This is a genomic window from Nitrospira sp. T9, from assembly GCF_052156535.1.
GTDB lineage: Bacteria > Nitrospirota > Nitrospiria > Nitrospirales > UBA8639 > Nitrospira_E.
The window spans coordinates 492,144-519,069 of sequence record NZ_JBQKUP010000041.1 but is presented as its reverse complement, the minus strand read 5'-3'; the positions used below and the strand labels follow the sequence as shown (position 1 = coordinate 519,069).

General features: G+C 51.6%; 24 protein-coding genes and 1 tRNA gene. 6 read left to right on the top strand and 19 right to left on the bottom strand.

Annotated features, from left to right (window positions below):
• Positions 1–97: 97 nt before the first annotated feature.
• Positions 98–1,732 carry a hypothetical protein gene (locus ACTRXD_RS19180; protein ID WP_442433381.1) on the bottom strand — a complete coding sequence of 545 codons (1,635 nt, stop codon included), beginning with the start codon at positions 1,730–1,732 and terminating at the stop codon, positions 98–100.
• A 72-nt stretch (positions 1,733–1,804) separates the two neighbouring features.
• Between ACTRXD_RS19180 and ACTRXD_RS19175 the strand changes: the two genes are divergently transcribed.
• Positions 1,805–4,051, top strand: a complete 2,247-nt coding sequence (locus ACTRXD_RS19175; protein WP_442433380.1) for a hypothetical protein — start codon at positions 1,805–1,807, stop codon at positions 4,049–4,051.
• A gap of 106 nt (positions 4,052–4,157) precedes the next feature.
• Here ACTRXD_RS19175 and glnA read toward each other — a convergent pair whose 3' ends face one another.
• From glnA to ACTRXD_RS19150, 5 genes are all read right to left on the bottom strand, one after another.
• A complete protein-coding gene (glnA, locus tag ACTRXD_RS19170; RefSeq protein WP_442433379.1) occupies positions 4,158–5,567 on the bottom strand; it encodes a type I glutamate--ammonia ligase in 1,410 nt (469 codons plus the stop codon).
• Positions 5,568–5,708: 141 nt separating this feature from the next.
• Entirely contained in the window at positions 5,709–6,995 is a 1,287-nt protein-coding gene (locus ACTRXD_RS19165) for an ammonium transporter (protein WP_442433442.1), read from the bottom strand.
• A gap of 71 nt (positions 6,996–7,066) precedes the next feature.
• A complete protein-coding gene (locus ACTRXD_RS19160) occupies positions 7,067–7,405 on the bottom strand; it encodes a P-II family nitrogen regulator (RefSeq protein WP_312747972.1) in 339 nt (112 codons plus the stop codon).
• A 115-nt stretch (positions 7,406–7,520) separates the two neighbouring features.
• The gene (locus ACTRXD_RS19155; RefSeq protein ID WP_442433378.1) at positions 7,521–8,834 is read right to left on the bottom strand and encodes an ammonium transporter; all 1,314 of its coding nucleotides are present in this window, start codon (positions 8,832–8,834) and stop codon (positions 7,521–7,523) included.
• Positions 8,835–8,860: 26 nt separating this feature from the next.
• Positions 8,861–10,084: an outer membrane beta-barrel protein gene (locus ACTRXD_RS19150; RefSeq protein ID WP_442433377.1), complete on the bottom strand. Its 1,224-nt coding sequence runs from the start codon at positions 10,082–10,084 to the stop codon at positions 8,861–8,863.
• 535 nt (positions 10,085–10,619) lie between these two features.
• Between ACTRXD_RS19150 and ACTRXD_RS19145 the strand changes: the two genes are divergently transcribed.
• On the top strand, positions 10,620–11,549 hold the full coding sequence (locus ACTRXD_RS19145) for a mechanosensitive ion channel family protein (RefSeq protein ID WP_442433376.1): 930 nt from the start codon (positions 10,620–10,622) through the stop codon (positions 11,547–11,549).
• A gap of 10 nt (positions 11,550–11,559) precedes the next feature.
• On the opposite strand, the gene ACTRXD_RS19140 is transcribed toward ACTRXD_RS19145, so the two are convergent.
• The 4 genes from ACTRXD_RS19140 to ACTRXD_RS19125 form a co-directional block, all read right to left on the bottom strand.
• The gene (locus ACTRXD_RS19140) at positions 11,560–11,982 is read right to left on the bottom strand and encodes a DUF423 domain-containing protein (RefSeq protein WP_442433375.1); all 423 of its coding nucleotides are present in this window, start codon (positions 11,980–11,982) and stop codon (positions 11,560–11,562) included.
• A gap of 14 nt (positions 11,983–11,996) precedes the next feature.
• The gene (locus tag ACTRXD_RS19135) at positions 11,997–12,218 is read right to left on the bottom strand and encodes a DUF2061 domain-containing protein (protein WP_312641722.1); all 222 of its coding nucleotides are present in this window, start codon (positions 12,216–12,218) and stop codon (positions 11,997–11,999) included.
• A 50-nt stretch (positions 12,219–12,268) separates the two neighbouring features.
• Entirely contained in the window at positions 12,269–12,778 is a 510-nt protein-coding gene (locus tag ACTRXD_RS19130) for an RrF2 family transcriptional regulator (RefSeq protein WP_442433374.1), read from the bottom strand.
• 187 nt (positions 12,779–12,965) lie between these two features.
• Positions 12,966–14,621: an alpha-amylase family protein gene (locus tag ACTRXD_RS19125; protein ID WP_442433373.1), complete on the bottom strand. Its 1,656-nt coding sequence runs from the start codon at positions 14,619–14,621 to the stop codon at positions 12,966–12,968.
• A gap of 271 nt (positions 14,622–14,892) precedes the next feature.
• On the opposite strand from ACTRXD_RS19125, the gene ACTRXD_RS19120 reads away from it, so the two are divergent.
• The 3 genes from ACTRXD_RS19120 to ACTRXD_RS19110 are packed head-to-tail and all read left to right on the top strand — an operon-like array spanning position 14,893 to position 17,713.
• Positions 14,893–16,326 (top strand): tetratricopeptide repeat protein, encoded by a 1,434-nt coding sequence (locus tag ACTRXD_RS19120; RefSeq protein ID WP_442433372.1) that lies wholly within the window; start codon positions 14,893–14,895, stop codon positions 16,324–16,326.
• Positions 16,323–17,024 (top strand): hypothetical protein, encoded by a 702-nt coding sequence (locus tag ACTRXD_RS19115; protein WP_442433371.1) that lies wholly within the window; start codon positions 16,323–16,325, stop codon positions 17,022–17,024. The genes ACTRXD_RS19120 and ACTRXD_RS19115 overlap by 4 nt, the downstream gene beginning before the upstream one ends.
• Positions 17,021–17,713, top strand: a complete 693-nt coding sequence (locus ACTRXD_RS19110; RefSeq protein WP_442433370.1) for a FecR family protein — start codon at positions 17,021–17,023, stop codon at positions 17,711–17,713. Before ACTRXD_RS19115 ends, ACTRXD_RS19110 begins: the two co-directional genes overlap by 4 nt.
• Before the next feature lie 81 nt (positions 17,714–17,794).
• On the opposite strand, the gene ACTRXD_RS19105 is transcribed toward ACTRXD_RS19110, so the two are convergent.
• The 3 genes from ACTRXD_RS19105 to ACTRXD_RS19095 are packed head-to-tail and all read right to left on the bottom strand — an operon-like array spanning position 17,795 to position 18,722.
• Positions 17,795–18,061 carry a hypothetical protein gene (locus ACTRXD_RS19105; RefSeq protein ID WP_442433369.1) on the bottom strand — a complete coding sequence of 89 codons (267 nt, stop codon included), beginning with the start codon at positions 18,059–18,061 and terminating at the stop codon, positions 17,795–17,797.
• 9 nt (positions 18,062–18,070) lie between these two features.
• Complete coding sequence (locus ACTRXD_RS19100) at positions 18,071–18,463, bottom strand: hypothetical protein (protein WP_442433368.1); 393 nt, start codon at positions 18,461–18,463, stop codon at positions 18,071–18,073.
• A gap of 10 nt (positions 18,464–18,473) precedes the next feature.
• Positions 18,474–18,722, bottom strand: coding sequence for a hypothetical protein (locus ACTRXD_RS19095; RefSeq protein ID WP_442433441.1), 249 nt, complete (start codon positions 18,720–18,722; stop codon positions 18,474–18,476).
• A gap of 521 nt (positions 18,723–19,243) precedes the next feature.
• Between ACTRXD_RS19095 and ACTRXD_RS19090 the strand changes: the two genes are divergently transcribed.
• Positions 19,244–19,507 carry a hypothetical protein gene (locus ACTRXD_RS19090; protein WP_442433367.1) on the top strand — a complete coding sequence of 88 codons (264 nt, stop codon included), beginning with the start codon at positions 19,244–19,246 and terminating at the stop codon, positions 19,505–19,507.
• A 157-nt stretch (positions 19,508–19,664) separates the two neighbouring features.
• Here ACTRXD_RS19090 and ACTRXD_RS19085 read toward each other — a convergent pair.
• From ACTRXD_RS19085 to ACTRXD_RS19060, 6 genes are all read right to left on the bottom strand, one after another.
• Positions 19,665–19,740, bottom strand: a tRNA-Ala gene (locus ACTRXD_RS19085).
• Between the two features lie 171 nt (positions 19,741–19,911).
• On the bottom strand, positions 19,912–20,532 hold the full coding sequence (gene purN, locus ACTRXD_RS19080) for a phosphoribosylglycinamide formyltransferase (protein ID WP_442433366.1): 621 nt from the start codon (positions 20,530–20,532) through the stop codon (positions 19,912–19,914).
• Positions 20,533–20,544: 12 nt separating this feature from the next.
• A complete protein-coding gene (gene purM, locus ACTRXD_RS19075) occupies positions 20,545–21,582 on the bottom strand; it encodes a phosphoribosylformylglycinamidine cyclo-ligase (protein WP_442433365.1) in 1,038 nt (345 codons plus the stop codon).
• A gap of 10 nt (positions 21,583–21,592) precedes the next feature.
• Positions 21,593–23,008 carry a 23S rRNA (uracil(1939)-C(5))-methyltransferase RlmD gene (gene rlmD / locus ACTRXD_RS19070; RefSeq protein WP_442433364.1) on the bottom strand — a complete coding sequence of 472 codons (1,416 nt, stop codon included), beginning with the start codon at positions 23,006–23,008 and terminating at the stop codon, positions 21,593–21,595.
• Positions 22,983–24,356, bottom strand: a complete 1,374-nt coding sequence (locus ACTRXD_RS19065) for a sigma-54-dependent transcriptional regulator (protein ID WP_442433363.1) — start codon at positions 24,354–24,356, stop codon at positions 22,983–22,985. Before ACTRXD_RS19065 ends, rlmD begins: the two co-directional genes overlap by 26 nt.
• A 102-nt stretch (positions 24,357–24,458) precedes the next feature.
• Positions 24,459–26,777, bottom strand: a complete 2,319-nt coding sequence (locus ACTRXD_RS19060) for an ATP-binding protein (RefSeq protein ID WP_442433362.1) — start codon at positions 26,775–26,777, stop codon at positions 24,459–24,461.
• Positions 26,778–26,926: the final 149 nt, after the last annotated feature.

Genomic DNA, 26,926 nt, shown 5'->3' with positions numbered 1-26,926 from the left:
AGCGATTCACACTCGACATTCGTCTCCTTCCCTGTCACGCGACTGTCAAACGGAAGGCGAAAAAAAAGTATATATTGAGAAAAAAAGCGTCGAACAGCTAGGATGACGACGAACACAGGATGCGTTCGTATAACTGATGCACGGTGGTAGTATGCCGGCGATAGTCGTTCAGGAACGTTTCCGTGGCCTGCCCCACGGTTCCCCGTTTGAGGTAACCCATTCTGACGGCACATTTGGCCATCTCGCCCGTCTTACTCGGGAGCAGATGCGTTTGAAATTCATGGACCATTTGAAGTTTGTGCTCGAGGTTTCTCAAAAACACATACGACTTTTTTAGAAGGCGCGCTTCCTGTGCCGTCAGTTTCTCAATGTGTCTCAACTTCACCAACGCTTTAAGTGTTTGCCGGTCACGGATTGTAGGATACGCCTGTCCCCAACGCAGTTGAAGGGCTTGCACAATAAATTCGATTTCCCGAATCCCTCCAATGCCCAGTTTGACATGCCGGTCGACTTCCCCTCGTCGAATCATCTTGGCCAGAATTTGCGACCGGAGTGAATGAATAGCCGGAAAGACCTGACCTTCGTCTTCTTCATTCCCATACACAAAGTTTGTCAGCCCCTTGATTAAGGCCTGCCCTACACGGAGATTCCCGGCAATGGGCTTGGCTTTGAGAAAGGCCAGACGTTCCCAGGTTCGGCCTCGGCCCGCATAATAATGAAGCGCGTCTTCAAGGGACGAGGCCAACGGCCCGACCATTCCTTCCGGACGGAGACGGAGATCGACTCGAAACAAAGCCCCTTCCGCGGTGGCCGCCGTTAAGACCGCCGTGAGTTCCCGGGCCAGGGTTTCACAATACAGGGCCCGAGCAATACTGGTTTGTCCCTTCCCCGCTTTGGTCTTTCCTTCGGGGGCATGGTACACATAAATCAGATCGACATCCGAGCTATAATTAAGCTCCCATCCTCCGAGTTTTCCCATGGCCAGCACGGAGAAACCGTCTATCTTTTTCCCGGTCGATGTCCCCTCTCCAAAATCGCCAAACCGCTGCGTTAACTCCCGGTTCACCAGTTCATAAACGGCCTGAATCACAGCCGAGGCCAGATCCGATAACACCGTATAGGTTTCGACCGGCGTAGCGATGCCCAAGAGATCGCGAATCCCGATCCGGAGCATTTCGCGCCGCTTCAGCCGTCGTAACGCTTCACATTTTGCCTCAAAACTCGTCACCGTACTGAGGGCAGCCTGCACGTGGGTCTCAAGAGCGGCCCGCGTCATCCGCCGTCGCAGAACCCCGTCATCTTCAATCCAATACACGAGTAACGGATCACGGATAAAGGTTTGCGCCATGGCCGGACTATTCCCGAACGCCGCTCCCAACACTTCAACCACATGCGGGACCATCGCTAAATATTGAAACAGTTGGAGCCGTTGGATACCGGAATCGACATACCGTTCCCATTCATTAATGGCCTGATCCGGGTCGGCCGTTCGCCTCACGCTGCTTAAAACCGCGTGCAGAATGGTTGCCAGGGCTTTTCGGGTGACCGGTTCCCCGGCCATGGCCTGCAGATTCTGGTCGGCCCGTTTCCAATCCTGAAGGCTGTAGGCCTCAAGAATGTGGGCCACGTCCTGGGAGGGAAGTCCTGAAGCCAGCAGTAAGGGCGTCGGATCGGGAAGGGCAGAAGCAGGAGGATCACCCTCAGAAGCTGCGTGTGGTATGAAAGCGCTCATCGTCAAAGGGAAAATTATACGGGAGCGCGGCAGACCTTACAATGCAACAATTTTTCAGTATACTCGGGCACCATGAACGAAGTTAAGCGGATCCAGTCGTATCAAACTCAATGTCCTGATCTTCGTCCGGCCTTGATCAGAGATTTTGTCCGGCAGATGGACCCTGATTATTTTGACAGCTTTCCTCCCGCCGCTATCCTGGACCATTTAGCTCTGGCAAACCAGCTCACGTTTGAACGACCCTGTGCTATCTCGATCAGGACTCTCCCCACCCGGCAATATCAACTGACCCTGGTAGGGTACGACTATTTTTCAGAATTTGCCGTGTTCTGTGGCGTCCTATCGTCCTTTGGGTTGGACATTCGCGAGGCCACGATTTTCACCTCGCTGGAGACCACACCTTCCACTTCCCTTTCCACGAAATCCACTCCGGGACACATGCCGATGGGTGGTTCTCCACAAGGGACTCGAGGGTTGACCCGAAAAATTGTGGTGGATGTCTTTCACGTGCAGGCGCTTGAAGACTTGAAATTTGAAGAACCCGAACAACGTGAGCTTCAAGAGATGGTGACGGCCCTCCTCATCCTTCTTCAAAAGAATCAGATCCGGCAAGCCCGTCGCCAGGTCAATCGACGACTTATTGAAAATTTAGAGAACATGAGGCAGAAACCAACGGAGATGGTCCATCCGGTGCACATCAGCTTTTCCAACCCGCGTGGCAGTCATGAAACCATCCTGGATATCAGCTCAACCGATACGCCGGCGTTTTTATACACCTTTGCCAATGCCCTGGCCATGCGCGGCATCTATATTGTGAAAGCCAAGATTGAAGTCGCGAAGCATCGCGTCCGCAACCGTCTCTACGTCCGCGGGCGACAGGGCGAAAAAATTCAGGGGAAAGCCGAACAACAGGAACTGCGAACGGCGGCCACCTTACTGAAAGAATTCACCCATTACCTGAGATGGGCACCGGACCCCGGGAAAGCGCTCGACCATTTTGATCAATTCCTGGATCAATGGTTAGAGCAGGCCAATACCCCATCGCATCTCACCAAACTGAGCCAGGCTTCCACTCTGGAACGACTGGCGCAACTCTTTGGCAGCAGTGATTACCTGTGGGAGGACCTACTCCGCCGGCAGCATAACAATTTGTTGCCCATGATGAATCAATACCAAAAAGGTCCATTGATCCGGTCAAAAGCTATACTCAGCAAGGCGATCGAGCCATTATTGCTCAAAGCCAAAACTCCCGCCGACAAAAAGCAACGCTTGAATCAATGGAAAGATGAAGAACTGTTTCGCATCGACATGCGTCATCTCCTGGAGAATAGTCCGCTCCCGCAGTTTTCCCAAGCCCTGACCAATCTCGCCGACGTCATTCTCAATCAGGCCCTTTTGCATTCTCAACAGGCGATCAATCCAAAAGCCTCCCTCACCGCTCCGCCGTCGATGGCGATCTTTGGATTAGGGAAACTCGGCGGCGGCGAATTAGGGTATGCCTCCGATATCGAGATTCTGTTCGTCTATCACATGCCGGGCAAACCACCGCGCGGTCAGACCACGCGGGTATCCTCGGATTATTTTGAACGCTGGGCGCAGGAATTCCTCCAATGGATTGAAGCCAAGCAGGAAGGCATTTTCCACCTGGATACCCGGCTTCGGCCGCATGGAGAGAAGGGGCTCCTCGCCAATTCGCTCGAGGAAATTCAGCGGTATTATACTTCAGAGGGCGGAGCCGCCCCCTTTGAACGACAAGCCCTTATCAAGCTCCGGTTTCTTGCCGGCAATCGTGCGGTCGGAAAAGCGGTTGAGCAGCATCGTGACCAATTTGTTTATGCCCCCGACCCATGGGATTTGCAGACCGCCCTCCACCTTCGTGAACGTCAGACCAAGGAATTAGTCCGGCCGGGAACCACGCATGTGAAATACGGAGCGGGTGGCCTCCTTGATGTGGAGTATACCGTGCAATATCTTCAACTCATGCACGGCCACGACCATCCCTCCATTCGTACGCCCAATACGCTCGAGGCCATCGATCACCTGAGCGGGGAAGGCCTGTTCAGTCTTGAGGAGGGGGCCCAACTCAAAGACCACTATCTGTATTTCCGACAACTCATTGATGGACTCAGAATTGTCCGTGGCCATGCCCAGGACCTTGTCCTGCCCCCATCCGGTTCTGATGAAATGGTGTTTCTCGCTCGCCGGCTCGGAATGCACACCACCAACTGGCTTCAGGGGGCCGACGATCTGGAGCATGCCATCCACTCCAGGATGAGAAAAATTCACGAACAATTTCTTCGACGGTTTCCCAAACGCTAACGCCCGGGCATCAGAAGGCATGACGTCATCCCTTCATTGAATACCCGGGCGTTAGGAAACCCACTGACCTTTCCCGCAGACAGGCAGAACGGTTCACGTTCAATGCTTACACATCATAGTACATAAAGTATTCATACGGGTGTGGCCTGACTCGAATGGCATCGATTTCATTGGACCGTTTATAGGCGATCCAGGCTTCAAGCAGGTCCTCGGAAAACACTCCGCCTTTTAAGAGAAATTCATGATCATCCTCAAGCGCCTTTAAGGCCTGTTCCAGACTCGAAGGCAATGAAGGAATATTCCCTAACTCCTCGGGTTCTAAATCATAAAGATTTTTATCCATGGCTTCCCCTGGATGGATTTTATTTTGAATCCCGTCCAATCCGGCCATCAGCATTGCACTGAAGGCTAAATACATGTTGCAGGAAGGATCAGGGAATCGAACCTCAATGCGCTTGGCCTTGGGACTCGGAGAATACATGGGAATCCGGATGCCCGCCGATCGGTTCCGGCTGGAATAGGCCAACAACACCGGTGCTTCAAAGCCCGGGGTCAGGCGTTTGTACGAATTCGTAATCGGATTGGTGAGCGCGGCCAGGGCCGGACCATGTTTGAGTATCCCGCCGATATAATATAAGCACATCTGTGAGACACCCGCATATTCCTTCCCGGCAAACAGGGGCTTTCCGTCTTTCCAAATGCTCTGATGCGTATGCATTCCGGTGCCATTATCCCCATAGAGCGGCTTGGGCATGAAGGTCACGGTTTTGTTATGCCGCCGCGCGACATTGCGCACAATATATTTGTACATCATCATCTGATCGGCCATCTTGACCAGAGTATCGAATCGAAGGTCGATTTCGGCCTGGCCCGATGTGGCCACTTCATGATGATGCTTTTCCACCCTGATTCCGGCTTTTTCCATTTCCCGGCACATCTCTGACCGGATATCCTGTTGCGAGTCGACGGGGGCCACGGGGAAATAGCCCTCCTTGTGGCGCGGGCGGGACCCGAGGTTGACTCCGTCTTTTCCGGAATTCCAGATACCCTCTTCTGAATCAACAAAGTAGTAACCGGAGTGACTGTTTTGATCAAACGACACATGGTCAAAAATAAAAAATTCGGCTTCAGGGCCCCAGTAGGAAATATCTCCGATTTTCGTGCTTTTGAGATATTGTTCCGCTCGAAGCGCCACTCCACGCGGATCCCGCTCGTAGATGGTCCGGGTAATCGGATCCTGCACGTCGGCAATCAGGCTTAACGTCGGAATTTCCATAAATGGATCCATGCAGGCGGTATTCGGGTCAGGCACCACCAACATGTCGCTGTTTTGGATCATGCGCCAGCCACGAATAGACGATCCATCAAATCCGGAACCTTCTTTAAAGAGGTCCAACGTCAACTCTGATGTCGGGATCGAAAAATGCTGCCAGGTCCCCATAAGGTCGACAAACTTGACGTCGACCATTTCCACCTTGTTCTTCTTCGCAAAATCCAACACTTCTTTCGCGGTCATTCAATACCTCCTTCGCCGGCACAACTGTTTATAAAAGTAAAAAACCCCCTCATCGCCTCAACTGTTACCACGCACGCATCCGGCGTGGATCGGAGGCCAACTCCGGTTCCACCCCATCATGCTCAATCACGAACCTCCATGTTAGGAATAGGCCCGTTCGTTGTGTTGACTGAGATCCAACCCCATTTCCTCGTCCTGGGCGGAGACTCTCAGCCCCACTGTCACATCCACGATTTTAAGAATGAGATAGGTCCCGATGACAGAAAACGCCAAGGTTACCAAAGCCAATACAACTTGTATACCAAACTGTCCCGGGTTTCCAAAAAAGAAACCCTGAGCCCCGATGGAGGCAAATAATCCTGTCGCTAATATGCCCATAAACCCGCCCACGCCATGAATGCCCACGACATCAAGTGAATCATCATAGCCGAGCCGCATTTTCCATACGACCGCGATATAACAAACGGTGCCGGCAACCAGACCAATCAGAAGGGCGGCCATCGGCCCGATAAATCCTGCAGCCGGCGTCACCGTGGCCAAACCCGCGACCACTCCACTGGCGACCCCTAACACAGTTGGTTTTCCTCTATGGGCCCATTCAGCCACCATCCAACTGAGTCCCCCGGCCGAGGCGGCCGTATGAGTGGCAAGAAACGCCGCCGCGGCCACGCCATTGGCTCCTAGCGCACTCCCTGCGTTAAAGCCGAACCACCCGAACCAGAGGAGGCCCGCACCAAGGACGGTCATCGGCAAATCATGTGGAGGCATCGGCTCTGCACCAAATCCCTTGCGCTTCCCAAGCATCACGGCACAGACCAAGGCTCCGAATCCGGAAGAGATATGGACGACCGCACCTCCGGCAAAATCCAAAGCGCCAAGCTTGGCCAACCACCCGCCACCCCATACCCAATGGGCCAACGGGGCATAGATCAGAAGGGACCATAAGACGGCAAACATGAGTAAAGCTTTAAATTTCATCCGCTCGGCCACACTGCCGGTAATCAGAGCGACGGTGATGGCGGCAAACATGAGCTGGAAGAACATAAAGACTTGATGGGGCACAGTCGACGCATACAGCGGACTCGGATCCAATCCCACACCATTCAGACCCACCCATGCCAGGCTACCAATGAACCCTCCAACATCAGGACCAAAGGCTAAACTGTATCCGCACAGCACCCAAACCAGGCTAATGACACACAGAATTACCATCGTATGCATGATGGTTCCGAGCACATTTTTTTTGCGAACCAGTCCGCCGTAGAATAAGGCCAGACCGGGAAGCGTCATACACAACACCAGCGCCGAAGACATTAAGAGCCAGGCCGTATCGCCCGTATCAATTTTCGGCAAACCCTCTTCACCTGCCCAAACAGCAAAGGGTCGAGTTAAACTCAGGCCAAGCACCAGTCCGGTCAATCTTCCCATCGTTGAGCGTGGAATCAACAGATTCATTTCCCCTCCTCGAGTAAACACGTGATGTGGTCGGGTGCCAATGGTCAGACCGCTCCTTCGCCCGATTCTCCCGTACGAATACGGATGACGCTATGTAACTCGGAAACAAAAATCTTTCCATCCCCAATACTGCCGGTTTTGGCTGCACGCATAATGGCTTCCAGAGCCTCTCCCACCCGGTCATCGGCCAAGGCAATTTCCAGTTTAATTTTTGGAACGAATTCAATCTGATATTCAGTGCCACGATAGGTCTCTTTATGACCTTTTTGACGACCAAATCCCTTCACTTCGGTGACAGTCATGCCCTGAATACCCAACTCGATCAACGCATCTTTCACTTCATCTAACTTAAAGGGTTTAATAATGGCTTGAATCAGCTTCATAGGAACCATCCTTCCATTGGATTAAGACACGCTGAATATCGCTTTCCGTCGTCGCGGGCAACGGACTCTCCCGCCCCCTCTTGCTCTCGAAACCAACACATCTCCTGTGTATGAATTACCCATAGGCCCGTTCCCGGTGTTGGGTCAGATCACAGCCGAGCACCTCATCTTCTCGAGTGACACGTAACCCGATCGTGCCCTCAACGAGTTTGAGGATGAGATAGGTGCCGACAAATGAGAACGCCCATGTTGCGCCCACTCCAATGACTTGGATGACGACCTGCGAGGGGTTTCCGAAAAAGAGCCCGGTGCCTCCACCCATGCTCGCAAACAATCCGGTGGCCACTGCCCCCCAGGTTCCTCCGATCCCATGGATGCCAAGCACGTCCAAGGCATCATCATAGCCCAGTCTATGCTTTAAAAATACTCCGAGATAACACACCACGCCTCCTCCAAAACCAATCAGAAGCGCCCCGATGGGCCCCACATACCCGGCGGCTGGCGTGATGGACACCAGACCTGCCACGGCACCGCTGGCCGCGCCCAACACGGTCGCTCTTCCTCGATAGAGTCCCTCCACGCCGACCCAGGCTAACGCTCCGGCGGCGGTCGCTACATGAGTGGCCACAAAGGCACTTGCCGCAATCCCATTGGCCGCCAAAGCACTTCCTGCGTTAAAGCCAAACCACCCGACCCACAACAAACTGGCCCCGATGACCGTGAACGGCAGGTTATGGGGGCTCATATTGTCGGTACCATATCCGTGGCGTTTTCCTAAGACAAGCGCGCAGGCTAACGCAGCCACACCCGAACTGATATGAACCACGGTCCCACCGGCAAAATCCAAGTCCCCTAATTCTGCGAGCCAGCCACCTCCCCACACCCAATGAGCCAGAGGCGCATAAATGAACGTGACCCACAACACGGCAAACAAGGCAAAGGCACTAAATTTCATTCGCTCGGCAATGGCTCCACTAATGAGCGCCACGGTAATCGCCGCAAACATAAGCTGAAACACCATGAAGGCCAAATGGGGAATCGTGGAACCTTGAAGCGGTTCGGGTCCCACCCCTATCAATCCCAACCAGTCGAGTCTGCCTATGACGCCTCCCACGTCCGGCGCAAATGCGAGGCTATACCCCCAAAACACCCACACCACGCTGACGAGACAGACGGCAATAAAACTATGCATCATTGTGCTTAACACGTTTTTACTCCGGACCATCCCGCCATAAAACAACGCCAATCCGGGGATGATCATGGCCAACACCAGGGCCGAGGACATCAACACCCAAGCCGTGTCGCCGGCACTGAGTTCCGACGCTCCTCCATCTTGAGCCCACACGGATGAGCCCAACCCGTTCAAGACCAAAACAGACATGACTGCCGAAAATATGGATCTACTGGCTTTGTGAATATAGACCTTCATCGTCTTTTGCTCCTTGGACCTCTTCTTTAAAAGAGGAAAATGGCTTCAACCGCCAGTGTCTGTTGGTTATTAGTCAGAGTATTTCTTCCATCTAGAAAGACATTTTGATTTGATTTGTCATAGCGAAATTCCAATCGGGTGATCAGTGACGGAGTCGGCTTATATTGAAGGGTCACCGTGTTCTCCCAAAGGGTTTGTGCGATTGGAGCTGACACGGCACAGACATTCGCATTTCCACCGGATCCGGCCGTCCCCAAACAACTCTGATCGCCTCCGGCGTCCTCCCAAATTTCTCCCCGAAAACGCAGACCCCATTGTTCATTGAAATCATAAATCGCATACCCCGCGACACCATCCCAACGGGCATTGCGACCCGAGCTGATGGCACTCCCATTTTCCTGATTGGCATAATACCCTTCCACCACAAAACCCAATTGATCCGTAGCCTGGTAGGTCGCATACCCACCGATAAGAACCCGTGTGCCAGAACCCGATCGCGTATTAGAACTTTCCTTTCCAACAATGCCATACACATTCAATCCAATCGCTTCAGTGGGGCGATAAGACACTAACCCTTCCACAGATTTCGACTTATTATTATCTTCCGTCAAGCCGGTATAAGAATTGAGCACACTCATTAACACTGAAACCTGTTCGTTGACGGCATACGCCAGACGAAGGCCGGTGATCGTAAAGGGCTGACCCAAACCAAACAACCAGGATCGGGAAAAATTGTTATTGTAGGGACTCTCAATGACTTCATAGCCCACTAAGCTATTCATTCGTCCAATTCGAATATCCAATCCGTTTCCGATCGGGGCGACATACTGGACATACATTTCCTGGAAATCGATATCATCCCCGGTTCGCCCACCCGTAAATTGCGCATCCTCACCAACATCTAATTTCAGTCGAAAGCCGGCACGCTCGACGACATTGCTGGCGTTGGTCGCTTCCTTTTCAAAGACCAATTGAGCCATATTGGGTCTGAAAGAGTTGGCATCCCCGTCAAAGATCCGTAAATCATTGGCATTAGCCCCGGAATTTTTGGGAAAGTTGAAATTTTGAGTATAGGAGGCCTCCACATACCCATAGAGTTTGAAATCCTCCTTGGTTAACACCGCCGCCTCACTCACGCTCGTTCCGCCAGCCACCACAAGCAGCGCAAGACCAAGGCCCAATAGCCCTCCTCGCCGACAAGCCTTCTGTGAGTGGTGAAAGGTGATTCCAGGTATTAGGTCTCCAATCATGTAGCCCTCCGTGTTTTTGAGGTCGCACTCGCCCTACCACGACCAGGATTTTCCGACGCCACCTTCCCCCGATAATGATCAGCCACGCTCCATTGACGAGACTCTATTGGGTTTCCCAAGGACAACGAACGGGAATGGGGTCAAAAGGCAAAAAAAAATCCCCAACCAATTTCTTTGGCTGAGGACTTCATTGTCCGCGTTCTATTGTATGGGAGGCCGACCATGGGACTTCGTTGTCCTTGGCGACCTATTTTGGATTTTTTACCACCCAAGATACCATGTGTCAAGGGAAAGACATGAAAATAAACCCTAGGTTGGTGAAAAAACAGCGCCTCACAAAAATCCTTCAGCTGATTTCTTTCTCACATACTTCAGCCGGGATATGAGAAACATGCCAATCCTCTCCCTTCCGTGCTTGCCAATACTCCAATCCCTTGAAAGAATAAGTCTTCTACTCTGACTCAGCCTTAATTGGCCTGAGTTGATCCAAGCCTTCAAGGAACCGGCTATTCTCTTTCTCTTCAAGGAGGTCATAATGGAATCTTTTGGTTTTGAAAAGCTTACTCCCTTTCTCACAGCCAAGTCGCTGGTCATGATGGAAGCCACCTTGCGGCTTCTTCTTATCGGAGTCGTCGCATACATCGGAATCCGCGCCGTTCGCTTCGGCCTCCACAAACTTGAAATCATTTTACTCACTGTGAGGGAAAACGATGAAAAGAATCGTTTAGCCGCTGAAAAACGGGTTAAAACTCTCATCGGCTTGCTTCTGACCATTGGCCTCACTTTGGTCTGGGTCGTTGCCGTGGTGATGGGATTGGATCAGATAGGGTTGGATATTACACCCATTATCGCCAGTGCGGGCATCGTGGGACTGGCTGTCGGCTTTGGCGCACAAAATCTGGTCCGGGATGTCATTAACGGATTTTTTATGATCTTAGAAAACCAGGTGCGGGTTGGAGATGTGGCCGTGGTGAATGGAACCGGTGGTTTAGTCGAAGCCATCAGCTTCCGGACCATTACCCTACGCGACCTGTCAGGAACGGTTCATATTTTTCCGAATGGCACCGTCACGACCCTCGCCAACATGAGCAAAGACTGGTCATACTATGTCATGAACATAGGTGTAGCTTATAAAGAGGATACCGATCGGGTATCTTCCGTCATGAAGGAGGTAGGCAGGGATTTACAAGCGGACCCGGAGGTTGGACCAAACATTCTCGAACCCATTGAAATATTGGGAGTAGACGACTTCGGCGAATCGGAGGTTGTCATTAAAGCCAGATTGAAAACGCTACCCATCAAGCAATGGATGGTAGGGAGAGAATATCGTCGACGCCTGAAAAAAGCTTTTGACCAACAGGGCATTGAAATTCCCTTTCCCCATCGTACGCTGTATATGGGAGAGGCCAGCCCGCCATTTATCGTCAAAAACATGTTGCATGAGGCTGAAAGGTCAACGTCTTAATCATGAGGTTTTAAGGACTCGACTCCTTACTCTCTGGTGAAGAGAATGGAGCCTTTTGGTGGGGAAAGGCTTTCCAGTAGCCTCGCGCCAACAGGCCCCACCCCACAAGAAAACACAGCCCTCCAAAAGGCGTGATCATCCCCAATCCACGTGCACCCGATAGGGACATGACATACAGGCTTCCTGAAAACAACACGATGCCCAGGGAAAAGGCCCAACCGGCCCATCTGAACTGGCGAAGGGGAACATAAACCAGACTCAATCCCGCACTGAGCATGCCCAGGGCATGGATCAAATGATACCGCACACCGGTTTCAAAGACCGTCAACATCTGTTCAGAAAGAAATGGCTTGAGTCCATGTGCGCCAAAGGCGCCAATCGCAACACCAAGGAAAGCCATCAGCGCCCCACTCATCAATATTGACCGTGCCATATTTTTTTATCCTTTTATGGTGAACTGGTTGTCGGATAGATCCGTCCCCATTGTATCTTTTGCCAGACTCGCTCATGAAGCCAATATAAAAATATTTTCGTGACCAATTCCGTTAACCCCACCGAAGCGGCAAGAAGGAGTTCTCCAGAAAAAATAAACACCAAAAGGGTGGTATCCAACGTCCCAACTGCCCGCCAACTCACACCCTTCACCACACTACGCCAATGAGTTTCCATAGGTTCCTCTTATCGTTGACCATGCCGCATGAGAACAGCAAAAAGATTGACTAAGATGATTTTTCCGACGACTTTTTTTTCTTCTGCGTTGCACCTGGTACCGGTTGTATTTTCATATTGACGACTTCCCCTCCCTGCCGGGGGAATACAAAATCTTCAAGAGTGTAATGATCAAGAACGGATGCAATGGCGTTCCGCACATCCAGCATGATGCGCTGAATCGGACACGCCGTCGTTGCCGCATGAGGACAGTCCTGGCATTTTTGATACGCCGTCTGACTCACACAGGCGATCGGTGCGAGTGGGCCATCCAGAAGCCGAATAATCTGCCCCAAGGTGACTTCACGGGGCGACTTGATTAAATACACCCCGCCATGGGCGCCCCGACGACTCCCAATCAGTCCCGCGTTTTTTAAGGACAACAAAATCATTTCCAGAAAGCCCAATGGAATATTCTGCCGCTCCGCCAGGGATTTTCTTTGCACGAGTCCCTGCCCGAACTCCTGAGTCAGCTCCATCATGGCCCGCAAGGCGTATTCGCTTTTTTTAGAAAATCGCATAATACTACATAAAGTTAACTAATATTATGCACAATTAACATAAATTGGGTTAGGTTTCTAGACCACACTCAGCGATTTTATGATGGAAAAGGGGGAAGCGGGCAGAAATATTATCGATGGCCTCCATGACATCCGCACTAGTCTACAGTTAGGAAAAGGATCTCTATCTCATCGCGATGCATGAAGTTCAGCTCCGCTTCCGGTGGATCGCATAATTCAAATCCCCTACTCTGAACCAGCGGTACCCGTACGATTCAAGTGCCATTTTATGGATGCCGGAAGGAGGACTGTGACTTTCTTCCTCTGCCAGAAGATTGACTAACCGATCTCCGCCTTCCACTCCAGGTCGAATCCGGACTTCCTGCTGTTTTTTATCGAAATTATGCAGCACCACCAGGGAATTGCCCCGCCAATCATATCGCATGCCGAGCACTTTCTTGGAACCTGTTTGAAGTATGTTCCACGTGCCCCAGCCGATTTCCGGACATTCTTTGCGTAAACGAATTATCCGTGCCATCCAATTTAGCAAAGAGCCGGGATCCCGTCGTTGCGCTTCAACATTAATCTGTTTGTAACTATACATACCGGATTCAATGACAGGAAGAATCGGGTGATCCGCTGTGGAGAACCCAGCCTGGGCCTCATCAGACCATTGCATAGGCGTGCGCACAGCCGCACGTTCTTTTAAGGCCAAATCATCGCCCATGCCAATCTCATCTCCGTATCGGATCACGGGCGTGCCAGGCAGAGAGAAGAGCAGGCTATGAGCAAGCTCGATCTGCCGTCGGTCCCCCAACATGGGCGCTAAACGTCGCCGGATACCCCGATCGTACAGTTGCATGCGTTTTTCGGGTCCGAATCTCGCATACACTTTCGCTCTCTGCTCAGTAGTCAGCCGGCCTAAATCGAGTTCGTCATGATTACGGAGAAACTGGCCCCATTGTGCGGTGGGCGGAAGATCCTGCGTGGCTTTCAGTGCATTAATAAGAGGAGCAATATCCGATGTCGCCAAAGCATAAAACAGATACTGGTTCACATAAAAATTGAACATCATGTGGATGCCATCAGCATTCTTCCCGAAATATCGCTGATTTTGCTTGGGCAGGACATTAGCCTCACCCAAGAGGATGGCGTCACCACAGCGCCACTGCAGAAAATTCCGCATCTCACTGAGGTATTCGTACCGCATCACCGGTTTCTTTTTTCCGGGCGCCAGTGTTTCAATGATGAACGGTACCGCGTCGACACGAAATCCCGACACGCCTAATTCCAACCAATATCCCATATTCCCCCTGATCTCCGTACGGACTTCTGGATTTCCCATATTCAAATCTGGTTGAAAATTATAAAAACGATGAAAGTAGTATTCCTGGACCATCTTTTCATAGGTCCAAGTTCCTTTTTGGACACCGGGGAACACCAAGCCTTGATTCCAGTCAGACGGACGCTTTTTCGACCAGACATACCAGTCGAAATAGGAGGAATTTTTATTCTGACAAGCATCCTGAAACCAGCGATGTTGTTTCGAGGTGTGATTCACCACAAGGTCCATGATGACCTTGATTCCCCGTTTTTGCACCTGATGCATGAACTCCACAAAGTCGCCGCTCGACCCATGACGAGGATCGACACCATAATAATCCGAGATGTCATACCCATTGTCACGGTTTGGTGAAGGTTGAAACGGGGAGAGCCAAATCGTCCCGATTCCTAAGGCATGCAAATAGTCCAGTCTTCTCGTCAGGCCCTCAAAGTCCCCTACCCCATCCCCGTCGGTGTCCATAAAGGTTTCGAGGTCGAGACTATAGATCACATTATTTTTATACCAAAGATCTTCAATCAAATAGAAAGTGACCTTCTAATGGCTGTTCACTTCGCAAACATTACTTATGTGGAGTGTGAACATGATAGGTTCATGAACATTTTTAGATATCATCCCGCCCATATCACGAAACCCGCCCCATTCCACCCCACAACCAATACCCGACACCAAACGGTTCAGGATTCCTTTTCGTTTGACAATTAATTTGATCAGCTGTACTTTCGCGGAAATCCCTATGTATCTGTCCTCGCAGTGGTGAACGCCCCAGGATTTTTTTGACACGGAGGATGATATGAAACACATCCTGCTTTCCCTGGTAGCCTTACTTTTCATGTACAACATGGTGTGGTCGGCCCGTAATCCGATTCCACACCAGTGGACAAAAATGGCGATGGATGATGTCGATCCATCGCCCTATCAATGGGATGGGCCATGTGGGGTCGTGTCGGAAATTCGTGAGGCAGGCTTCCTGCTTTGCTCCGCGCCTTTAAGGGTTCCAATTCCTGGAAGCGATATTTCTGAAATCGTTTATGTGGACGTACAATTTATAGGTACCCCTGCGACACAGGGGAGAACCTGCTATGACGGTAAATGGAATACATCGTTCTCATCGAACCTCGGAACAAAGCCGAATGGGCGCCCTTTGCAATATGGAGGCATCGGAAGCCGGACTGCGAGTATTTTAGTGAATTTTGGAAACATCGAGGGAGTCAATCATGAGGTGCTGCGCCGCATAGCCCGCGATGTCATGCGCAAGTTTGAGTTGTATGCCCTACCATGCGAACCAAACGGTCAGGCTGGAGAGACAAAACCTACCGAGGCTCCTGGCCCTGACGAAACAAAGGATGCCGAGACGCTAATCCCCGACGTGGCCATGCCCCAAGGCGATGACCTTGGCGTGATGGGGCAAAGCGATCCCTGCCAAGGCTCGCACGCTGCCTATTCCGATGTGACGGGGGAGTGTCGGAGCGCGAGCGACAGCAGAATCGGAGATGGTACGCCGACCCCTTCGGCCGAAAATCTCTATCGATTAGGGGTCGATTATTGGACGGGCAATGGTGTGCCGAAAGACCCTGTCCGCTCTCGCGAGCTTTTACACCAAGCCGCGGAGAAAGGCAACGCCTTGGCCCAGACCTGGTATGGTCGCGCCTTGATTGATGGAGTTGGCGGCGAGAAGGATGCGCCCCAGGGATTCCGGTGGCTGGCTCGCGGTGCGGAACAAGGTGTGGCGGAAAGTGAACACAGCCTTGGGATGGCCTACTTCAACGGGTGGGGGACGGAGATAGACATGCATAAGGGCTGCGAGTGGCAACGTAAAGCGGCTGCCCAGGGGCATGCCTGGGGGGTGTATATGGCCGGTGGCTGTGACTTCGATGGTGAGGACGTTCCCAAAAATCCCGCCAAGGGAGTGGCCATGTTTAAACGAGTGCTCGAAATGGATGATACCGCTGCGGCGGCGGCCGCGAACAATAGGTTGGGCTGGGCTTACGAGAAAGGGGTTGGAGTAGAGAGAGACCTGCGGCTGGCCGCAGAGTATTACCGCCGGTCAGCCGAGAAGGGAAATAGGCATGGTCAGTTTAATTATGCCTCTGTCCTGGAGCATGGGATTGGCGTCGAGCGCAATGAGGCCCAAAGCTTGCGTTGGTACCGCCTGGCGGAACAAAACGGCAATCAAGATGCTACAGCCAGGGTCCGGAAACTCTCGAAGCATCTGGAGAACAGGTGATCGCCATGAATGGGGGCGATCCCGGGCGAACAATATCACGGAACCAGATTTTGGCTTATGGTACCAGCACCGTAGTGAGCCTATGGCTGGTAGGGCTTCTGTTCCCAACACCGGTCGGCGGGTTAGGCTCAGCTCCCGGCGATATTGCCGCAAAAATTATACACCTTTCAGGTGAGGTCGAAATATTCGTGGTGCAACGCTCAGAGTCCGGGCGCTCGTTGGGCCGAAAATGGATTCCTGCCAAAGCCGGTGACGCATTGCATCTGAAGGATCACATTCGTACCAGGCAAGGTCGAGCTCGGATCGAGTTTACTGACGGGGATGAAGCCAAGGGCTTTGATCCAACCACCACCCACATTCTGGAGAATACTGAGGCGAGGTTATGGGATTTCAGCATCAATTACGAAAATCGGTCCCATTCCTTCCTGGTAATCGATTTACTTCGAGGTGCCATTCGAAATTTTCTTCAGGGATGGGGTGAGAATTCCGGCTTCAGTGTCCGCGCAGGAGTTGCCGTTTGCTCGCTACGTGGAATCGGTGAGTTCGAAATTCACTATGATCCATCTCAGGAGATGGTCAAGGTGACGGCACACAAAGGTCAAGTGGTACTAACTGGACCAGGAGGCTCTAGACTTATGAAAGCCGGAGAAGGTGTGCTCATGATCGGCGGCGCCTTTCCGGAGAATCCCCCAACATGACTACACGCCACAAGTTGCAAGCCATACGGAAAATTTCACTGATATTACTTACGGCGATCATGCTGTGTGCGTCCCTTGTTATCCCACCGAAATTTGCCAGGGCGTTGGGCAATGCTCCTGGCGATATTGCCGCCTATCTCGTGGGCCTGCGCGGTAAGGTCGACGTTTTCGTGAAAAAAATTGAAATCGATGAAGATGGGAAACGGAAGGAAACGGGTGTTCGTCAATGGATACCTGCCCGGAAAGGCTATGCCCTGCATTTGGATGCTCGGGTTCGGACCGGTCGGGGAAGGGTGGCACTCGAGTTCACCGACAGAGATGAGGCATACGATTTAGGACCGTCGGTCTTCAATTTGGGGGATAACACCGAGGTCGAAATCAGCGATTTCCACGTAAACTGGGACAGATTTGAACGGGACGGGTGTCTGGATCTGATCCGCGGTAAAATAGAAGGGTTCATCAAGGGGTGGGGAGGCCAATCGGGATTTTGTGTCCGTTGCGGTGTTGCAGTGATTGGAGTCCGAGGCACCGAATTCACTGTGGACTACGATCCGTCCTTAGAAATCGTGACGGTACAGGTGACTGAGGGCGAAGTGGTACTGACCGGTCCTGGCGGCTCCAGACTCATCAAGACGGGAGAGAACGCAACTATGATTGGCGGCGCATTTCCGGCAAAGCCTCCAACATAAGCTCGTCCTCCTACCTGACACTGGTGCTAAAACACTGACAATATTTTAGATAGGCAAATATGACGTCCTTCTCGGATAGGTTTAAATACCCGGCGTCAAAATACCGTATCCGCGACTTATTGCCGGCTCGACCGCCAACCATTGAAAGAATCGCTTGAGGTTCGCTAAGGTGGCATGCAGTGTCGCTTTACGGACCAACAAGGAGCGTCTCTTATCAACTGTTGGAGGCCCACGATTGATCCACTCGCGAACGGTGTTCCGGTGAACGACAGGTGGGTTGGCGATTTCTTCAACGGTATAGCTGCGGTGAATGTTGACGAGCCGGTGATTCGGGTGGATTATTGGCATCGCTCGCCTTCACCGCAAGGTCATGTGGTAGGCGAAGCATGGAGGTAGCATCACGCCCCAATCTTCCGGCTTGCCTAAACCGCTCTGCAAGCCAAACTTAGATCTTTGCTTCTTTCCAGCCGACTGCCCTACCCCCGAGGAAAACAGGTTCAGGGAAATTACCCTCCGAAACACGGTTATATAAGAAACCGTGTTTGAGGGTGCGGAAGATTCCAGGCCATCCGTCCCAGCCACCAGAATCGGCTCACGATAGCGGTCGGAACGAAACCGAAAGAAGCAGACGAATCCCCCGATGTCTCCCATAACTTCAGGACGAGAGGTGGAGCGAACCATGGGGCCGATTCGTTTGACAAACCCATCGCCTCGTTGAATATCAACTCCCGCTTCTCGATAGGTGGCCATGAGTGTATCCTTACTCTCCGTCGTTCGGTTCAATTGCTGAAAGCGTCAATTCAACTAATGTTTCAAGATGTGCCGTCTGAGGAAACATATCCAATGGTTGCATCCGCTGAACGGTAGGGCCTTTTTCACACAACGAGTTGATATCCCGGGCCAATGACGGAGCGTTGCAAGAAAGATAGAACAATTTCGGGACTTGCAAGGTTTTCAAGCGGTCTATAATTTTTGGATTGAGCCCCGCACGTGGAGGATCCAGAAGAATAACATCGTATGCGGTATGCGCCGGATTTGACAGTCATGAGATAGAATTCGACTGAACTGATCCGCACACGGCACCCTGTAATCGCATTCCTAGCGACTCACGGGCATCGTGGATGGTAAACGGATTCCTCTCCCCTCATTCACAATACCATTCTACAATTTTGGGAAATTATCAAGATCCTTGACAGAAATTCGAAATGAGTAGAATCTAACTATTTCCGCGTTGCAATATTACTATCAAATGATAATTTCAACCGGAAATAGTATCAGAAAAACGGATTTCCTTTTTAAGGAGCGGAGAGGGATCTTCATGGACAGTGACCAGCAAACACCGATGAAAGTGTTCTATTCATATGCCCATGAGGATGAATCCTCAAAAGACGAACTGGTAACACACCTAGCAATTCTCAAACGAGGCGGATTAGTTTCTTCCTGGCACGATCGAGAGCCATCATAGAATGGACCATATTTCACAACGATCTTTCTGCTGAGAACTCAACTCAGTAAAAGAGAGAGGGCTTCATGAACAAAGCCTATTTTATTGTCGGAGTTACTTGTCTTTTTGTGGGATGTATTGGGGGCCATTGGGTTAAAGAAGGGGCATCTCCCGATACCGTCCAACAAGACTACCGCGAATGCCAAACGATGGGAATAGTTCAAGAACCACAACCGGCGACACTGGGCGATAAAATTGGCGCCAATCCCGACATGAGCGGCCAGGCTATTGAACAATGCATGCGAGGAAAAGGCTATCGGTGGGTTACCGAAAAGACGACTAGCCCATAGGAAAGGGAAACAACCTAGGCCTCCCTCTTCTACGTTTTTATCTTATTGGCAAATTGTCCGGATGGTACTAATTTGATCGCAGAAAGGGCCGACAATTAGCCTATAAGTGAAGACCTGAAGGCTTTTTTCAAGCGTTAATACCTGAAGAGTATGTAAATGGTGGAGGGCACGGGAGTTGAACCCGCGACCCCTACGTTGCGAACGTAGTGCTCTCCCAACTGAGCTAGCCCCCCACACTTGGGATTCGTACGATGTGAAGCGTTGGAAAAAAGAAGTCCTTATGAATTGAAAAATATCACAGGATTATAACTGACTGTTCGTCGAGTTGCCATCGCTGACACATTTTTTTGCCTGCCCGCAGTCCCCTTACTCGCCCATGAATCGTTGAAGTCCGACAATTCGTTCTAGGAAAGAATATGTACCTTGCGCCCTTCCAGATGTACCCGTTTTTGTGCCATTAATTGAAGAGCCTGCGGATAGCATTCGTGCTCTTTTTCCAAAATACGAGCGGATAAGGATTCAACCGTATCCCCCTCAAGAATAGGCACCGCGTCTTGCACAATGATAGGTCCTTCATCGACCCCTTCCGTCACCAGATGCACTGTGCAACCGCTGACTTTTACGCCCCACTCCAAGGCTTGACGTTGGGCATCGAGTCCTGGAAACGCCGGTAGAAGCGAGGGATGGATATTCAAGATCTTCGATGGATACATTCGAATTAAGGCGGGGGTCACAATCCGCATATATCCCGCCAGGGCCACATATTCCACCCCATGTTGCTGGAGAAGGGCACCCATTGCCAGATCATAGGCTTCACGCGGGTTGGCTTCCCGGGCAAAAGGTTTTGGATCCAGATAGACCGTGGGAAGCCCGCGTTCCTTTGCGCGCTCTAAGCCCGCGGCATTGGCCTTGTTGCTGGCTACGACCTTGAGAGTCGCATCCAACGAGCCACGATCAATGGCATCCAGAATGGCCACCAGATTTGATCCGCGGCCTGAGATTAAGACCCCAAGGGCAAGCGACACAGTTTCAACCTTCTAATGCGAATAGGAAAGCTTTGGCTCAGAAGACGGGCGATCTCGAACCTCTCCAATGACACAGCCCTTCATCCCTTGTTCCTGAATAATGTTCAATATCCGGCTGGTTTCTTCAGAGGGCCCCACCACGACCAGACCAATTCCCATGTTAAACACGCGAAACATTTCGTCTTGATCAATGGCTCCTGCTTCTTGAAGAACGGTGAACAACGAGAGTGGCGCCCACGTGCTTCGATCGATGACCGCCTGGCAGGACTCCGGAATGACTCGTGGCACATTCCCGGTAATTCCACCACCGGTGATATGCGCCAGGCCGTGTACTCGGCTCTGGGACAACAACGCTTTGACCAGTTGCACATAAATAAGCGTCGGGATAAGTAACGCCTCCCCGACTGTGCCCAGCAAACCGGGTACCCGGGTCTCAGGAGACCACTCCTTCAGCTCAAGAGCGACTTTTCGCGCCAGGGAGTATCCATTACTATGAAGTCCACTCGACCCGACTCCAATCAACACATCCCCGTGTTTAATTTTTTCCGGGCCCAACATCTCCGACCGTTCCACCACTCCTACCGCAAAACCGGCCAGATCGTATTCGCCCTGCGGGTAACATGAGGGCATTTCTGCGGTTTCTCCACCAATCAACGCACATCCGGCTTGTCGGCATCCCTCGGCAATTCCCTGAATAATCGCTTCTCCGACTTCCACTTCAAGATGACCCGTCGCGAGATAATCCAGAAAAAAGAGCGGCTCCGCCCCGCTGACAATAATATCGTTGACACACATCGCCACCAAATCAATCCCGATCGAATCATGTCGATTCATTAAGGTGGCCATCTTGACCTTGGTCCCAACGCCATCCGTCCCGGACACCAGAATCGGCTCACGATAACGGTCGGAAGGAAATCGAAAGAGGCCGCCGAACCCTCCAATGTCTCCCATGACTTCAGGTCGGAAGGTGGAGCGAACGATGGGGCCGATTCGTTTGACAAAATCATCGCCTTGTTGAATATCAACTCCCGCTTCTCGATAGGTGGCCATGAGCGTATCCTTAATCTCCGTCGTTTGATTCAAATGCTGAAAGCGTCAATTCGACTAATGTTTCAAGGTGTGCCGTCTGAGGAAACATATCAAATGGTTGCATGCGCTGAACGGTATAGCCCTTTTCACATAACGATTTGATATCCCGGGCCAATGACGGGGCGTCGCAAGAAAGATAGAACAGTTTGGGGACTTGCAAGACACCCAATCGGTCTACAATTTTTGGATTGAGCCCCGCACGCGGAGGGTCAAGGAGGATAACATCATAGGCGCCGGATTTGACAGTCATGAGATAGGATTCGACTGAACTGATTCGCACACGACACCCTGTAATCTCATTGATGCGTAGCGACTCACGGGCATCGTGGATGGCAAACGGATTCCCTTCCACACAGGTCACTTGAGCACCCTGGCTCGCAAGGCTGAGACCCAGGGGGCCGGTTCCGGCATACAACTCCAAAATCCGTTGCTTTTTCAGATTTCCCAGCCATTCCTCAACCATCTTCCCCAACAATTGAAAGACGTCCCAGTTGGCCTGCATGAATGACCGAAACCCCATTTTCAAGCGCAACCCTCTAAAGGCTTCCCATACATGATCCGCTCCCCTCACAATCGGCTCATGCCGCACGCGACGCCTCGAATCATGTTCCGGCGTATCCGCGCGCTCATAAATCAAACCCTTGATGTTGGCGATCCCGGAACAGGCATGCATCAGACGTTCGACGTGTTCTTTGGTCACGGCTCGACCGCGGAATACCAACAGACCGCCCTCCTCCAGTTGGGACCATCGGATTTCCACACTCTCTAAATTCATCCCCTCAATGACCAGGGAGCGAAGGCTGGACCGGACCGAGTCCAACACCGATTGCACCATGTCGTCCACCAAAAAACACGTGTCAACCGGCAGCAGTTGTTGAGTTCCTGATTCGAAAAAACCCAGAAATAATCCGTCAGGTCCCTCTCCGATTCCCATTCGGAGGACTTGCCGATAGCCATAGGGCCTTGGGGACGGGATCACCGGAGAAATCAGCACATCGGAAATTTTTCCAATCCGACGGAGGGTATCTTCCAGAATCAATCGTTTTTGAGAAAGTTGTGCTTCGTATTGGATATGCTGAAGCTGGCATCCTCCACATCGCCCGACGACCGGGCAGAGGGGAACAACCCGGATCTCAGCCGGATCCTGGACCTGGAGGATTTTCCCTTGGCTCACGCCTTTGCGCCGACTGAGCATCTCCACCTGAAGGGCTTCACCGGGAATGCCACCGGCACACAACACCACCTGACCATCCACTCGTCCGAGACCGAATCCGCCGGCCACCAATTTTTCAATGTGGAGGGGATGGGAAGATCCGGGAGACAACGTTTCAGTAGAAGTGGGAGAAGGAGTCCTGCGAGGCTTAATGTTCGGGCCGGAGTTCAACATGAAGTAACTTAATCTTTCTGTGTAAATGACTCCGCTCGATTTTCAATTCATCAGCGGTTTTGGAAACATTCCAATTATTTTCCCTGAGTTTAAGAGAAATGACTTCACGCTCAAAGGCATTCCGGGCTTCCCGGAGCGAATCATAATTGGTGCCCACGGCAAGGGAAGGCACCCCGCTTGGCGCCCGCCCTTGAAGGAACATCTCAACATCTGCCGCCTCAATGATTGTCTTCGGCACCATGATTAATAAGCGTTCAATCAAATTCCGGAGTTCACGAATATTGCCCGGCCAATCATGCCGCTGCAACGCCTCCATGCCTTGCGGACTAAACTCTTTAGGTTTCATGCCCTGTTCTTCAGAATGCAGTCGCAAAAAATGCTGCGCGAGCTCAGGGATATCGTCTCGACGCTCCTTGAGTGTCGGAACCACAATCGGCAACACATTTAACCGGTAATACAGATCTTCACGGAACGTCCCTTTCCCAATCTCTTCTCCCAAATCTTTATTGGATGCGGCAATGACCCGGACCTGAACATTGATGAGTTTTGTTCCCCCAACCCGTGTAAATTGTTGCTCTTGAAGGGCACGCAACACTTTGGCTTGTGTGGCCAGACTCATGTCCCCGATTTCATCCAAAAACAGAGTTCCTCCGTCCGCCAGCTCGAACTTGCCACGTTTCATGGAGCTGGCGCCACTGAAGGCCCCTTTTTCATGACCGAATAACTCACTCTCGATTAACGTTTCCGGAATCGCCGCACAATTGATTTCCACAAAGGAGCGATTATGCCGGGGGCTTTGCAAATGGATCGCGCGAGCCACCAGTTCTTTCCCTGTCCCATTTGCCCCTGAAATCAACACGCGACTATTGGCTGGAGCCGCCATCGCGATCAGTTCGCGAAGCCGCTCCATAGGAGGAGAAGAGCCCACCAATTCAAATCGTCGCTCCACCTGAATTCTGAGATTCAGGTTTTCCTCTTCCAGCTTGCGTTGGTGCAACGCATTGCGCACTAGTATGGTGACTTTTTCCAAGTCTAGGGGCTTTTCCAAATAATCATAGGCACCCAATTTTGTGGATTTTACGGCGGTTTCAATGGACCCATGCCCCGACATCATCACGACCAGGATGTTGGGAAACTGAGTGCGCAATCGTTTCAATGTCTCCAGCCCATCCATCTCCGGCATCCAGATATCCAAAATGACTAAATCCGGCACTTCACTTCGGACCAGTTTGAGCGCCTCAAGGCCGCTCTTGGCCACCAGCACTTGATAGCCTTCATCCTCAAGAATGCTACTTAAGGTATTAAGAATGGCTGGTTCGTCATCAATCAGGCAAATGGTCTCGGCCACAATACTCCCTCCATCAGGTATGGAATGAATGGTCACTCACGTATGTCACGCGAGACAACCCTTCCGGAGAAAAGACAGTCCAGCCACTGACGCTCCCCTCCCCTACAACGGCAATTCGAATGTGAATAACGCACCTTTTGGATGATGATTCTCCGCATGAATGGTCCCATTGTGATCGGAGATTATACGATGCACAATGGCTAATCCCAACCCTGTTCCCGTTCGCTTTTTTGAAAAATAGGGCACGAACAACATTTTGTGATCATCGGGCTGAATACCCACCCCTTCATCCGCCACCCTGACCACGGCCCGATGCCGCCGCCAATCGCACTCCGTCGTCACCCAGAGACGGCCGTGATCGTTCATGGCCTGGATCGCGTTATCAAACAAATTAACCAACACCCTGTGCATATGCTCCGGATCACAATTCAATGCCGGAAGGTCTTCATCAAATTCGACAATAAATTCAATGCCACGATGCGCCCCCGTATAGAGGGAGATCACTTTCTCGATAATGTCATGCAGGGATGCTTTCCGCATCTGGGGAAGCGGCATTCTGGCATATTTCGAAAACTCATCGACCATCCCTTTTAACCGGGTGACTTCGCTAATAATGACCCCGGTGGCTTGATCGAATATTTCATCAAATCCTGTCGACTTTTCGGCGTATTTTTTTCGCAACCGCTGGGCCGACAATTGAATCGGGGTTAAGGGATTCTTAATTTCATGAGCAATGCGTTGCGCCACTTCCTGCCAGGCCGCCGTTTTTTGCGCCTTAATGAATTCCGTCCGATCTTCAAACACAAACACAAAGCCCAGGTCCAAACCGGCATCGTTCTGCATTCTGGAAATATTGAGGCCTACGGTCAAGAGCCGGCCATTGGGTGTTTCCATCTGGCCATCCATGGACACACTTTCCGTCTGTTCCTGGAGCATCTGGTCATAGGCTTTCTGAAACAATTGCAGATTGAAGGACTTGAACGCGTCATGAACCGGTCGTCCGCGCAAGTCGTCACCCTTCACTCCAATAATCCGTTCAGCGGAGGGGTTAAAGGTGGAAATCAGACCGGCCATATCGATCGATAACACTCCGGCCGCAATGGTTTCCACCACCGCTTCGGTGTAGGCCCGACGTTGATCGATCTCCACATTGGATCGTACGAGCGACATATTCACTTCTTCCAAACTGGATTTACTGGTGCGCAGATCGGCCGTCATGCGATTGAACGACTGGACCAAAGTTCCGATTTCATCCGTGGCCTTGACGTCGATATTCACATCTAAATTACCTTTGGCTACCGCTTCGGTTCCTTCAGCCAGTCGTTGTATGGGGACCGTAATGCCTCGGGCCACATAAAACCCGAACCAGGTGGCGCCAAATAAAATCAGCACCGTTACCACGGCCACAAACAAATAGGCTCCACCCTTGATCGGATTTTTCATGGAGATGATCTGCCGGTATTCCTCAAATTGTTTGGCAATCCCATCCATTTTCATCACCAGGACTTCCGGCACATAGGACGACACCACCACCACGCCAAACACTCGGTCAGTTTGACCATTTCCCCTGATCGGCGCCGCTGCCCGGATCAGTTTCCCCACCGGAGCTTCCTGGGCCGAAGACATAGGCTGACCCGTATCCAAGACATGGAGCACCAATTGCCCTACAGGAAGGCTCAACACCGCATCAGACAACTTGGGATCCATCATGCGGGCCAAGGTTTCCATTTTTGGCGAAAAGACCTCCACGCCCGCTAAATGATATTCCTGTTGCATGCGGGCCATAATGGCTTTCAATAATTCCCGATGTTCCGGCTTTAATATATCTTCTCGAAAAATTTCCTTGCTAATGGCGCGCGCCGTATCCGCTGTTAATGATTCGCGTTCCTCTTGATAGAGATGGGCGACTTCTTCCGAGTCCCGTAGGACCTGCATAATCTGATCATTAAACCACACGTCGATGACTTCACTGATGACCCCGCTGGCCACCAAGGCCAGCAGCACAGTGGGAATCAGAGCAAAGCCGATAAAGGCCGCGACCAACTTTGACCGGAACCCCTTCCCCAACAGCTTATGACGCTTTTCGAAAAAGGCCCGAATTAAATTTCGAGACAACAGAAGGGTGAGCGCCACCAATCCGACGCTATCCAGGTACACCAGAAAAAGCACCAGGGCATAGCTGGGGCTTGGAAGTATCGAATCCGGTTGCAGGGGTCCTGATAAGCCATACCGGGCGTAATAGAGGGTAAGGGCCAGGCAGGGCAACAACAAAACCAATACAATCCAGACAGGCCTATAATGATGCCGTTTCTGCTTCGAGGCGGAACTGTGGGAGGGAACACCCGGCTCGCTCGACGTGGACGGCAACCCCGTTCGAGGAAATTTCCGGGATTCAGTGAGCGGTTCTGAGAGAAGGTTCACGGCGTGTCAGTGGGAGAATATCATCCAAGGGCCAGTCAACTATGATCATTATTGATCAAGAACAGGAACAGCGCAAGGCGCGACCACATCCCCACTATCGATTCGTCTGTCTGCCTATGGGCGAAATGAGAAGCACTCGCCTGGAAGTT